Origin of the sequence: Pseudoflavonifractor sp. 60 (assembly GCF_009911645.1) — a bacterium.
Classification (GTDB): domain Bacteria; phylum Bacillota; class Clostridia; order Oscillospirales; family Oscillospiraceae; genus Lawsonibacter.
In genome coordinates, this window is the sequence record NZ_QWKI01000242.1 from 1 (window position 1) to 10,932 (window position 10,932).

Sequence of the window (10,932 nt, forward strand, 5' to 3'; positions counted from 1 at the left end):
CGCGGCGGGTCCTGCGGGAGCCACCGGCGCCACTGGCCCAACCGGTCCTGCCGGCGCGCAAGGTCCTGCCGGTGCTGAGGGGGCCGCCGGCGCCGCCGGTGCTGTGGGACCCACGGGAGCCACCGGAGCCACCGGCGCTGCGGGGGTCCCCGGTCCCGCCGGTGTGACAGGAGCCACGGGAGCCACCGGCCCCGCCGGCGCTGCTGGAGCCACCGGTCTGGCCGGCATTGTGGGCGCAGCGGGAGCCGCCGGAGCCACCGGTCCCACCGGGGCGTCGGGGGCCACGGGGGCTACCGGCCCCAATCCAACTGCCACCGCCGGCTTTGCCGCCAACACCCAGGGCAGCAGTGTTCTGGTGGCGCTGGGGGGCACCCCCATCCCCCTGCCCAACGCCCAGGTCCTGTCCCCCGACATCACAGCCAACGGGGCCAACACCGTGTTCACCGTGGTCACGCCGGGCACCTATCAGATCTCGTACCATGTGAATACCACCGCGGCCCTGCTGATGGGGACCCGGCTGGTCATCAACGGGGCCAACAACACCCCCTCTACCATCAATCCGGTGATCTCCACCTCCAGCTTTGAGAACCAGATCAAGATCACCCTGCCCGCCAACTCCACCATCTCGCTGCAAATGTTCACCAGTCTGGTTGGGACTGCCATTCTGGTGGGCGGCGGCGCAGGAGCGTCTCTGACCATCATTCGGCTGAGTTGAGTTCCGCCGGAGCACACAGCTCTCCCGCCGGCAAAAGCCGGCGGGAGCAATATCACGAAATGTTAATAAGGAGGCCCCGCCATGGTAAGCGTCAGTCTTTGCATGATCGTCAAAAACGAGGAGGACGTACTGGGGCGCTGTCTGGAGAGCGTCTCCGGGCTGGTGGACGAGATCATCATTGTGGACACCGGCTCCACCGACCGCACCCGGGAGATTGCCGCCCGGTTTACGGAAAAAGTCTTTGATTTCCCCTGGCGGGACGACTTCTCTGCCGCCCGGAACGAGTCCTTCTCCCACGCGTCCATGGACTACTGTATGTGGCTGGACGCCGACGATGTGATTTTAGAGGAGGACAGGAGGGCCTTCCTCCGTCTGAAGGAGACACTGGACCCGACGGTCTCGGTGGTGATGGCCCCCTACCACACCGGCTTTGACGAGGGCGGGCGGGTCACCTTCTCCTACTACCGGGAGCGGCTCATCAAAAACCGGACCGGAATGAGATGGGCAGGGGCTGTCCACGAGGCGGTGACCCCGGTGGGGAAGGTGCTGTACGGGGAGTTCGCCGTGGCCCACCGTAAGACCCGTCCCTCCGATCCGGACCGGAACCTGCGTATCTATCAGGCCCAGCTGGCCGCAGGAACGGAACTGGAGCCCCGCCAGCAGTTCTACTATGGCCGGGAGCTCTATTACCACCGCCGCTGGGAGGAGGCGCTGGAGGTCTTTGAGCGCTTTTTGGCGGAGGACCGGGGCTGGGTGGAGAACAACATTGACGCCTGCTGCCACTGCGCCTACTGCCACAAGGAGCTGGGACACGACCAGGCGGAGCTGTCCTCACTGTTTCGAACCTTCTCTTATGACCGGCCCCGGGCGGAGGTCTGCTGTGAGCTGGGACACAGCTTCCTCCGGCGGGAGCAGTACCGGCAGGCCGCCTACTGGTACGCCTTGGCACTGACCTGTTCCCGGGATGACCGCAGAGGGGGATTTGTCTCTGCGGACTGTTACGGCTATCTCCCCTGTATCCAGCTGTGCCTGTGCTACAGCCGTCTGGGCGACCAGAAACGGGCGGAAACCTTTAACGAGCTGGCCGCCGCCTGCAAGCCGGACGCCCCGGCGGTCCTCCACAACCGGGCGGTCTTCCAGTCCCTGTCCGCCGAACCGGAGGAGAGCCCGGCCTCTCTCCGGCACTGATCTCTCAGGAACGGCTTTCTGGGAGAGGGCAGCTTGCGCGTGGGTCCCGTTTCTGCACAGGAGCCTTACCATCAGAAATCCTCCGTCTCCCTTGGGGAGGCGGAGGATGATCTGTTTTGTGGAGAACAGAAAAATGCGCCCCCCTTTGTGAAAAATATGATGCCGGAATTGAGGTGAAATCCACCCCTTTCCCGGGATTGAGCTATCCCTTGTATCAAATGCGGTATTTGACCAAAATCCAGGGGAAAAGGTTTGGTGAAAATTGCGGTTGACTTCTGCGAACTATTACACTACTATGGTAAAGTAAATTGAGACAGCAGGAGGCACCCCATGAAGGAAATACACAGTGAGCAGGTGGTACGGCAGCTGAGAGAGCTGTACCGCCGCTATGGATATACGCAGTACCGCATGAGCAAGTTCGAGCCCTACGACCTCTATGTCCACAACAAGAGCTTTTTAATCAGCGAGGATATCCTCACCTTCACCGACGCCGACGGGCGGCTGATGGCCCTGAAGCCCGACGTGACCCTCTCCATTGTGAAGAACGCCAAGGAGGGCAGCGGACTTCAAAAGGTGTACTACAGCGAGAATGTCTACCGCACCTCCCCTATGACCCGGGGCTTCCGGGAGATCATGCAGACAGGGCTGGAGTGTGTGGGCGACATCGACCTGGTGGCTATGGGCGAGGTGCTGCTGCTGGCGGCCAGAAGCCTGGACATGATTTGCGAAGACTATCTGCTGGACGTGAGCCACATGGGCTTTGTGGCCGGACTGCTGGACAGCGCCGGGGCCGGGGAGGACAGCCGCGGGGAGCTGCTGAAGCTGATGGGGGAGAAGAACGTCTCCGGTCTGGGGACGCTGTGCCGGGAGCTGGGCCTGGACCCGGAGGCCTCGGAGGACCTGTGCCAACTCACCGGCCTCTACGGCGCGCCGGAGGAACTGCTGCCCGCTCTGGAGGACATGGTGCGGGGGGAGCGGATGGCCCAGGCCCTGGCGGAGCTCACCGCAGTCTGCACCCTGACGCCCCAGGCTCACCTCCAGCTGGACTTCTCCATGGTCAACAACATGGACTACTACAACGGCCTGATTTTCCAGGGCTATCTGCCCGGCCTGCCCAGCGGCGTGCTGTCCGGCGGGCGGTATGACAATCTGCTGCGGCAGATGGGCCGGGGGGATGGCGCCATTGGCTTTGCCATCTATATGAATTTGCTGGAGCGGCTGGAGGGAGCCCGGGAGGACTACGACGCCGACGTGCTGCTCCTCTACGACGAGACGACTCCCGCCTCCGCCGTCCTGGGGGAGGCCGAGCGCTGCCGCCGGGCGGGCGAGAGTGTCCGGGTTGAGCGCTGGGTCCCGGAGGGGCTGACCTTCCGCACCATTCGAAAGGTGGGCTGAGCATGATTGACATTGCACTGCCCAAGGGCCGCCTGGGGGAGAAGGTCTATGAGATTCTGGCACAGGCCGGCTACCCCTGCCCCGCCATCCAGGAGGAGAACCGGAAGCTGGTCTTTGAAAATCCCCAAGCCGGGGTCCGCTACTTCTGGGTCAAGCCCAGCGATGTGGCCATCTATGTGGAGCGGGCCGCCGCCGATATCGGCATTGCGGGGAAGGATATTCTGCTGGAGTACCAGCCGGAGGTGTATGAGCTGGCCGATTTGGGCATCGGCAAATGCCGGATGTGCGTGGCCGGCAGGAAGGGAGCTCGGGACTGCCGGGACCAGACCCTGCGGGTTGCCACCAAGTTCCCCAAAATCGCCAAGAGCTACTACAGCGCCCAGAGCCGGGATATCGACATCATCAAGCTCCACGGCTCCATTGAGCTGGCCCCTCTGCTGGGGCTGAGCGACGTGATTGTGGACATTGTGGAGACGGGGAAGACTCTGTTGGAGAACGACCTGGAGGTCAAGGAGACCATCGTCCCCATCAGCGCCCGGCTCATCGCCAACAAGGTGAGCTATAAATTCAAGCATGAGGAGATCACCCGGCTGTGCCAGCAGGTGGACCAGTACTGCCGGGAGAGAGGAAAGACGCTATGATTCAGATCTACAACTGCGGGGAGGTCCCCCTGGAAGATATTCTGAACCGCCGGGAGGAGCTGCCCGACGTGTCCCAGGCGGTTGCGGACATTATCGCCGCGGTGCGCCGGGAGGGAGACGCCGCCCTGTTCCGCTTTGCCCGGGAGCTTGACCAGGCCCGTCTGGAGGAGCTGGAGGTGGGCCCCGCTCAGCTGGACCGGGCTCTGGAGGCGCTGGAACCGGAGCTGCGTGCCATCCTGGAGGAGGCGGCGGACCACATCCGCAGCTTCCACCGCTATCAGGTGCGCAGCAGCTTTGTCATCACCGACCAGGAGGGGGTTGTGCTGGGCCAGAAGGTGACTCCCCTGGATCGGGTCGGCCTGTACATCCCCGGCGGTACCGCCGCCTACCCCTCCACTGTGCTGATGAACGCCATCCCCGCCAAAATTGCCGGCTGCTCGGAGGTCGTCATGGTCTCCCCTCCCACCTGTAACGGGGACGTGAACCCCACCATCCTGGCCGCCGCCAAAATCGCCGGGGTGGACCGGGTCTTCCGCTGCGGCGGGGCCCAGGCGGTGGCGGCTCTGGCCTACGGCACCGGGAGCATCTCCAGAGTGGACAAGATCGTGGGCCCCGGCAACGCCTTTGTGGCGGAGGCCAAACGCCAGGTCTTTGGTCAGGTGGCCATTGACATGCTTGCCGGCCCCAGCGAGATTCTGGTCATTGCCGACGGGGCCAGCGACGCCGCCCAGGTGGCCGCCGACCTGCTCAGCCAGGCGGAGCACGACAAGAACGCCAGCGCGGTGCTGATTACCGACAGCGCCGACCTGGCCCGGGACGTCAGCCAGGAGCTGGAGCGCCAGCTGTCCAGTCTGCCCCGGCAGGAGATCGCGCGGGCGTCCATTGACCATAACGGAAAGATTATTATTGCCGAAAATATACTCCAAGGAATCGAAATCGCCAACACCCTGGCCCCGGAGCACCTGGAGCTGTGTGTGGACAACCCCTTCGACTACCTGGACAAGGTGCGCCACGCCGGCTCCATCTTCCTGGGCCGCAGCTGCCCCGAGGCGCTGGGGGACTACTTCGCCGGGCCCAACCACACCCTGCCCACCAGCGGCACCGCCCGGTTTTCCAGTCCCCTGTCGGTGGACGACTTTGTGAAAAAATCTCAGTTTACCTACTACACCCCCGCCGCCCTGAACCGGGCCGCCGGGAAGATTGCCCGCTTCGCTCGGGCGGAGGGACTGGAGGGCCACGCCCGCAGCGCCCTGTCCCGCCAGGAAGAGAGAGAACGGCTCTGGGCGACCCGCAAAATTGTTTCCGGCAGAGACGAGGTCAGCGGAATCCGATATAAAGTGATTCAGGTAGCGAAAACCGGCAGTTATGAGCTCTGGTCTGCCAGCCCACAGGGAGAACGCCATCTGATGTTCCGTGGCACGGAGACAGAGGTCCGCGCTGAATATGAAAAATATGTCCCTGCCGCAAAGGAGGAGAGACCATGAGCCGCTATATGAGCGCCCGCTTTGACGGCTTGGAGGCCTACGTCCCTGGGGAACAGCCCCAGGATATGCAGTATGTAAAGCTGAACACCAACGAGTCCCCTTTCCCCCCCTCCCCCCAGGTGCTGGAGGCGGTGAACGCCGCCCAGACGGCACGCCTGAACCTCTACCCCGACCCGGAGGGAAAGGTCCTGCGGGCGCGGCTGGCCGCCATGTATGAGGTCAAGCCCGAGAACGTCTTTCTGGCCAACGGCTCTGACGAGTTGCTCAGCTTCGCCTTTATGGCCTTTTGCGATGAGGAGCGCCCCGTGGCCTTCCCCAACATCAGCTACGGCTTCTACCCCGTCTACGCCAGCCTGTACCAGGTCCCCAGCACCGAGATTCCCCTGAAAGAGGACTTCTCCCTGGACCCCGGGGACTACTGTGGGCTGAACCAAAATATTGTCATCGCCAACCCCAACGCCCCTACGGGCCGGGCCATCTCCGTGGCGGATATCGAGGAGATCGTCCGTACCAATCCCGACCACGTGGTCCTCATTGACGAGGCCTATATCGACTTCGGCGGCGAGAGCTGCCTGCCCCTCATCCGGAAGTATGACAACCTGCTGGTGTGCCAGACCTTTTCCAAATTCCGCTCCTTGGCGGGAGGGCGGCTGGGCTTCGCCCTGGCCAGTCCGGGGCTGATTGCTGATTTGGATAAAATCAAATACTCCACCAACTCCTACAACATCAACCGCCTGACTATGGCCGCCGCCATTGCGACTCTGGACAGCAACGACTACTATGTGGAAAACGGCAAAAAGATCCAGGAAAATCGGGCATGGACCACCGCAGAGCTGGCCAAGCTGGGCTTTGAGACCCTACCCAGCCTCACCAACTTTATCTTCACCCGCTGTCCCCAGGTGGAGGGTGGGACTTTCTATCAGCGGCTGAAGTCCAAGGGCGTCCTGGTCCGCCACTGGAACAAGCCTGAAATTGCCGACTGGTGCCGGGTCACCATCGGGACCCGGGAGCAGATGGAGTTCTTCCTGGACAAGGTCCGGGAGATTTTAAAGGAGGCGGGCTGAGATGCGTACTGCGGAACTGTCCCGCAAGACGGCGGAGACCGATATCCGGCTGTCCCTGAATCTGGACGGCACGGGGAAGAGCGAAATTGAGACGGGCTGCGGCTTTTTGAACCATATGCTGACCCTCTTTGCCCGCCACGGTCGGTTTGACCTGACGATCTCCTGCCAGGGGGACACCTGGGTCGATGACCACCACACGGTGGAGGATGTGGGCATCTGTCTGGGGGACGCCTTCGCCCGGGCTCTGGGGGACAAGCGGGGCATTGTGCGCTACGGCTCCTGCACCCTGCCCATGGACGAGGCCCTGGTCCTCACCGCCGTGGATATCAGCGGCCGGGGAATGCTGTGCTACGGCTTGAATATCCCCACAGAGAAGGTGGGGACCTTTGATACCCAGCTGACCCAGGAATTTTGGATCGCCTTTGCCCGCCGGGCCGATATGACGGTCCACCTCCGGCAGCTGGCGGGGGAGAACAGCCACCACATCATCGAGGGGGCCTTTAAGAGCCTGGCTCGCTCCCTGGGGGCGGCTGTAGCCATCGACCCCCGCTTTTCCCGGGAAATTCCCTCCACAAAGGGGGTGCTGTGATGCTTGCCATTGTGGACTACGGCGTGGGCAATCTGTTCTCCCTCACCTGCTCCCTGCGGGCCATCGGCGCTGAGGTGACGGTCACCGGAGAGGAGGCCGTCCTGGCCCAGGCGGACCGGATCATTCTCCCCGGCGTGGGCGCTTTTGGAGACGCAGCGCAGGCCCTGCGGGCCTCCGGCCTGGACCGGGCGGTGCTCCAGGCGGCGGAGCGGGGAAAGCCCCTGCTGGGCATCTGTCTGGGGATGCAGCTGCTCTTTGACTACAGCACCGAATATGGCCGGCATGACGGCCTGGGACTGATCCCCGGCTCCGTCCAGCCTATCCGGCCCGTGATCCCGGCAGACTATAAGGTGCCCCATATCGGCTGGAACGGCCTCCACTTCCCTAAGGACAGGCCGGTCAGCCCCCTGTTCCGCCATATCCAGGAGGGGGATTGTGTCTACTTCGTCCACTCCTTCTACGGCGCCGGCTGCGCAGAACACACCATCGCCACCGCCGAGTACGGCCCCGAGCTGACGGCGGCAGTGGCTCGGAACAACGTCTATGGAGCTCAGTTCCACCCGGAGAAAAGCGGCCCGGTTGGGCTGAACATATTGAAAGCCTTTTGTGAATTATAAGGAGGAACTATTATGCTGATTATTCCCGCCATCGACTTGAAGGACGGCCAGGTCGTCCGCCTGAAAAAGGGAGATTTCAACACCGTTCAGCAGGTGGCCGACGACCCGGCAGCCACCGCCAAAGCCTTCTACCAGGCCGGGGCCCGCTACCTCCACGTGGTGGACCTGGACGGAGCCAAGGACGGCCTGCGGAAGAACGGGGACATTGTGAAGACGCTGACCCAGCTGGGGCTGAAAACCGAGCTGGGGGGCGGCATCCGCTCTATGAAGGACCTGGAGGAGGTCTTTGCCCTGGGCGTCTGGCGGGCCATTATCGGCTCCGCCGCCGTCAGTGACCCGGACTTTGTCAAGGCGGCTCTGGAGACCTACGGCCCGGAGCGCATTGTGGTGGGCGTGGACGCCAAGGATGGCCTGGTGCGGGTTGCCGGCTGGGTGGAGGAGTCCACCGTGAACTATCTGGATTTTGCCAAGGAGATGGAGGAGCTGGGGGTTCAAAACCTCATCTTTACCGATATCGACACCGACGGGATGCTCTCCGGCCCCTCCTTCGCCCGGCTCCAGTTCCTGCGGGATCAGACCAGCTGCTCCATTATCGCCGCCGGCGGCGTGTCCTGCAACGCGGACATCCAGGCCCTGAAGCGGATGGGTATCGAGGCCGTCATTGTGGGCAAATCCTGGTACACCGGGGCGCTGGATCTGGCCCAGGCAATTGAGGAGGGCGGCCCCCAGTGATTACCAAACGGATCATCCCCTGTCTGGATGTGCGGGATGGACGGGTCGTCAAGGGGGTCAACTTCCAGGGGCTGGCCGACGTGGACTCCCCGGTGGAGCTGGCCAAGTTCTACAGCGGCTGCGGCGCGGACGAGCTGGTCTTCTACGATATCACCGCCTCTGCCGAGGGCCGCGCCCTGTTCACCGATATCCTGACCCAGGCGGCCTCCTCCGTTTTTATCCCCCTCACCGTTGGGGGCGGCATCCGCACGGTGGATGACTTCGACCGGGTCCTCAAGTGCGGCGCGGACAAGGTGAGCGTCAACTCGGGCGCCATTCGGGACCCCTCCCTGATTTCCCAGGCGGCCAAGCGCTACGGGGACCAGTGTGTGGTGCTCAGCGTGGACGCCAAGCGGGTCGGCGGCCAGTTCCGGGTCTTTGCCAAGGGGGGGCGGGAGGACACCGGCATGGACGCCATCGAGTGGATCAGGTCCGGCGTCAAAAACGGCGCGGGAGAGATCGTCCTCAACAGCATTGACACCGACGGCGTGAAGAACGGCTTCGACCTGGAAATGCTTCGGGCCGTATGCGACGTGGTGGACGTGCCGGTCATCGCCTCCGGCGGCGCAGGGTGTATAGAGCACTTCGTAACCCTCTTTGAGACACTGCCCAAGGTGGACGCCGGACTGGCCGCGTCGATTTTCCACTTCGGCGAGGTAAAGATCCCCGATTTGAAACAGGCCCTTGCCGCAAAAGGAATCCCCACAAGACTTTAAACCCTTTCAACCCAGTTGGATTTCCGTGACCGGGCGGACAGCTACGAATACCACGATCTCTCAGAGCGAGAAAAAAGTTTCTTTTGCTTCTTTTCTTTTCAAAGAAAAGAAGGCCCGTCCGGCGAGGGCACATTTGCACAGAAAGCGTGATAAAATGCTGAACATTGACGACTTGAAGTTCAATCACCACGGCCTGATCCCCGCCATTGTAACAGACGCATCCAGCGGGAAGGTGCTGACCCTGGCCTACATGAACCGGGAGAGTCTGGAAATCTCCATGCGGGAGGGGCGGACCTGCTTCTGGTCCCGGTCCCGTCAGGAGCTGTGGCGCAAGGGGGAGACCAGCGGCAACGTCCAGCACATTGTGGACATTACCGCCGACTGCGACCGGGACGCCCTGGTGGTCCGGGTTAACAAGGACGGCCCCGCCTGCCACCTGGGGACCGACTCCTGTTTCAACGACAGGGTGTTCTCCTCGGAAAAAGAGGCGGAGCCCTTCTCCGTCCAGGGGCTGTACGCACTGCTGGAGGGCCGCAGGGAGAGCCTGCCTGAGGGGTCCTACACCACCTACCTCTTCCAAAAGGGGCTGGACAAGATTTTGAAAAAGGTGGGGGAGGAGTGTACCGAGGTCATCATCGCCGGCAAGGCGGGGGACAAGGGGGAGACCGTCTATGAGATCGGCGACCTGATGTACCACGTGATGGTGCTTATGGTGGAGATGGGCATCTCGGTGGACGAGGTAATGGCGGAGCTGGCCTCCCGTCACGTCATCGACCACAAGGTGAAGCAGGAGAAGATGGTATGATCCAAAATCTCCACACCCACACCACCTTCTGTGACGGAAAAAACACCCCTGAGGAGATGGTGCAGGCGGCCATCTCCCTGGGGATGGACTCCCTGGGCTTCTCCGGCCACGCCCCCATGGAGCCGCCCGGAAACTGGACCATGACCGATGTTGCGGCCTACCGGCGGGAGGTCCTCCGGCTGAGGGAGAAATACGCCGGACGGCTGGAGATTTTTCTGGGTCTGGAGCAGGATATCGACTCTCCGCCCCAGCCCGACCCCTGGGACTATGTGATCGGATCGGTCCACCAGGTATGGAAGGATGGGCAGGCACTGCCGGTGGACGACTCCCAAGAGGTGTTCCTCCACAATGTGGAGACCTTTTACGGTGGAGACTGTTACGCCTTTGCCGGGGACTACTACCGCCGGGTCGGGGAGGTCGCAGAGCGGACCGGCTGCCAGATTGTGGGCCACTTTGACCTGATGACCAAGTTCAACGAGGGGGACAGGCTCTTTGACATCGCCCACCCCCGGTATATGGCAGCGGCGCTGGAGGCTCTGGATCGGCTGGCGTCCCAGGGTGTGATCCTTGAGATCAACACCGGCGCCATATCCAGGGGCTACCGCACCGCTCCCTACCCCGCGCCGCCGCTGCTGCGGGCCATGGGGGAGCGGAACATCCCCATCTGCATCACCAGCGACTGCCACAGCGCCCAGGATTTGCTGTGCGCTTTTCCCCAGGCGGCAGAGCTGGCCCGCTGCTGCGGATACCGGGAGCAAATGCAGTTGACCGCCGAAGGATTCCATCCGGTGGAACTGGTATAAAAAGACAGTGCGCGTCGCCGCGCACTGTTTTTTGTATAAAGAAAACCACTCGCTAGGCGAGTGGTTTAAAAAAAGCCTTATGGCGATGATGTAGACAAGAAAACTCCCTTTGCTATAGAATAGAGGTGCGGTCTGGCAGCTGCA

The 10,932-nt window shown here is 62.6% G+C and carries 11 protein-coding genes and 1 pseudogene; all 12 read left to right on the forward strand.

The features are described 5' to 3' along the window. Positions 1 to 715: pseudogene (locus tag D1646_RS20655) on the forward strand (collagen-like protein); the annotation flags it as partial. 81 nt (positions 716 to 796) lie between these two features. Beyond that, complete coding sequence (locus D1646_RS20660) at positions 797 to 1,903, forward strand: glycosyltransferase (protein ID WP_160638263.1); 1,107 nt, start codon at positions 797 to 799, stop codon at positions 1,901 to 1,903. A 330-nt stretch (positions 1,904 to 2,233) separates the two neighbouring features. Continuing rightward, on the forward strand, positions 2,234 to 3,298 hold the full coding sequence (locus tag D1646_RS20665; protein WP_160638264.1) for an ATP phosphoribosyltransferase regulatory subunit: 1,065 nt from the start codon (positions 2,234 to 2,236) through the stop codon (positions 3,296 to 3,298). A gap of 2 nt (positions 3,299 to 3,300) precedes the next feature. Further along, positions 3,301 to 3,939 carry an ATP phosphoribosyltransferase gene (gene hisG / locus D1646_RS20670; protein WP_160638265.1) on the forward strand — a complete coding sequence of 213 codons (639 nt, stop codon included), beginning with the start codon at positions 3,301 to 3,303 and terminating at the stop codon, positions 3,937 to 3,939. Further along, positions 3,936 to 5,423: a histidinol dehydrogenase gene (hisD, locus tag D1646_RS20675; protein WP_160638266.1), complete on the forward strand. Its 1,488-nt coding sequence runs from the start codon at positions 3,936 to 3,938 to the stop codon at positions 5,421 to 5,423. Before hisG ends, hisD begins: the two co-directional genes overlap by 4 nt. Beyond that, complete coding sequence (gene hisC / locus D1646_RS20680; RefSeq protein ID WP_160638267.1) at positions 5,420 to 6,487, forward strand: histidinol-phosphate transaminase; 1,068 nt, start codon at positions 5,420 to 5,422, stop codon at positions 6,485 to 6,487. The genes hisD and hisC overlap by 4 nt, the downstream gene beginning before the upstream one ends. Position 6,488: 1 nt before the next feature. Beyond that, a complete protein-coding gene (hisB, locus tag D1646_RS20685) occupies positions 6,489 to 7,076 on the forward strand; it encodes an imidazoleglycerol-phosphate dehydratase HisB (protein ID WP_160638268.1) in 588 nt (195 codons plus the stop codon). After that, positions 7,076 to 7,693, forward strand: a complete 618-nt coding sequence (gene hisH / locus D1646_RS20690) for an imidazole glycerol phosphate synthase subunit HisH (protein ID WP_160638269.1) — start codon at positions 7,076 to 7,078, stop codon at positions 7,691 to 7,693. The genes hisB and hisH overlap by 1 nt, the downstream gene beginning before the upstream one ends. A gap of 12 nt (positions 7,694 to 7,705) precedes the next feature. Next, entirely contained in the window at positions 7,706 to 8,425 is a 720-nt protein-coding gene (gene hisA / locus D1646_RS20695) for a 1-(5-phosphoribosyl)-5-[(5-phosphoribosylamino)methylideneamino]imidazole-4-carboxamide isomerase (RefSeq protein ID WP_160638270.1), read from the forward strand. Next, complete coding sequence (gene hisF / locus D1646_RS20700; RefSeq protein WP_160638271.1) at positions 8,422 to 9,180, forward strand: imidazole glycerol phosphate synthase subunit HisF; 759 nt, start codon at positions 8,422 to 8,424, stop codon at positions 9,178 to 9,180. Before hisA ends, hisF begins: the two co-directional genes overlap by 4 nt. A 154-nt stretch (positions 9,181 to 9,334) precedes the next feature. Continuing rightward, positions 9,335 to 9,985 (forward strand): bifunctional phosphoribosyl-AMP cyclohydrolase/phosphoribosyl-ATP diphosphatase HisIE, encoded by a 651-nt coding sequence (gene hisIE / locus D1646_RS20705; RefSeq protein ID WP_201754787.1) that lies wholly within the window; start codon positions 9,335 to 9,337, stop codon positions 9,983 to 9,985. Then, complete coding sequence (locus D1646_RS20710) at positions 9,982 to 10,788, forward strand: histidinol-phosphatase (RefSeq protein ID WP_160638272.1); 807 nt, start codon at positions 9,982 to 9,984, stop codon at positions 10,786 to 10,788. Before hisIE ends, D1646_RS20710 begins: the two co-directional genes overlap by 4 nt. Positions 10,789 to 10,932 lie beyond the last annotated feature (144 nt).

What these genes read in the sequence shown, in the direction of transcription:
- D1646_RS20660 (WP_160638263.1), top strand. Translation starts at nt 797, where the DNA reads ATGGTAAGCGTCAGTCTTTGCATGATCGTCAAAAACGAGGAGGACGTA.
- D1646_RS20665 (WP_160638264.1), top strand. Translation starts at nt 2,234, where the DNA reads ATGAAGGAAATACACAGTGAGCAGGTGGTACGGCAGCTGAGAGAGCTG.
- hisG (WP_160638265.1), top strand. Translation starts at nt 3,301, where the DNA reads ATGATTGACATTGCACTGCCCAAGGGCCGCCTGGGGGAGAAGGTCTAT.
- hisD (WP_160638266.1), top strand. Translation starts at nt 3,936, where the DNA reads ATGATTCAGATCTACAACTGCGGGGAGGTCCCCCTGGAAGATATTCTG.
- hisC (WP_160638267.1), top strand. Translation starts at nt 5,420, where the DNA reads ATGAGCCGCTATATGAGCGCCCGCTTTGACGGCTTGGAGGCCTACGTC.
- hisB (WP_160638268.1), top strand. Translation starts at nt 6,489, where the DNA reads ATGCGTACTGCGGAACTGTCCCGCAAGACGGCGGAGACCGATATCCGG.
- hisH (WP_160638269.1), top strand. Translation starts at nt 7,076, where the DNA reads ATGCTTGCCATTGTGGACTACGGCGTGGGCAATCTGTTCTCCCTCACC.
- hisA (WP_160638270.1), top strand. Translation starts at nt 7,706, where the DNA reads ATGCTGATTATTCCCGCCATCGACTTGAAGGACGGCCAGGTCGTCCGC.
- hisIE (WP_201754787.1), top strand. Translation starts at nt 9,335, where the DNA reads ATGCTGAACATTGACGACTTGAAGTTCAATCACCACGGCCTGATCCCC.
- D1646_RS20710 (WP_160638272.1), top strand. Translation starts at nt 9,982, where the DNA reads ATGATCCAAAATCTCCACACCCACACCACCTTCTGTGACGGAAAAAAC.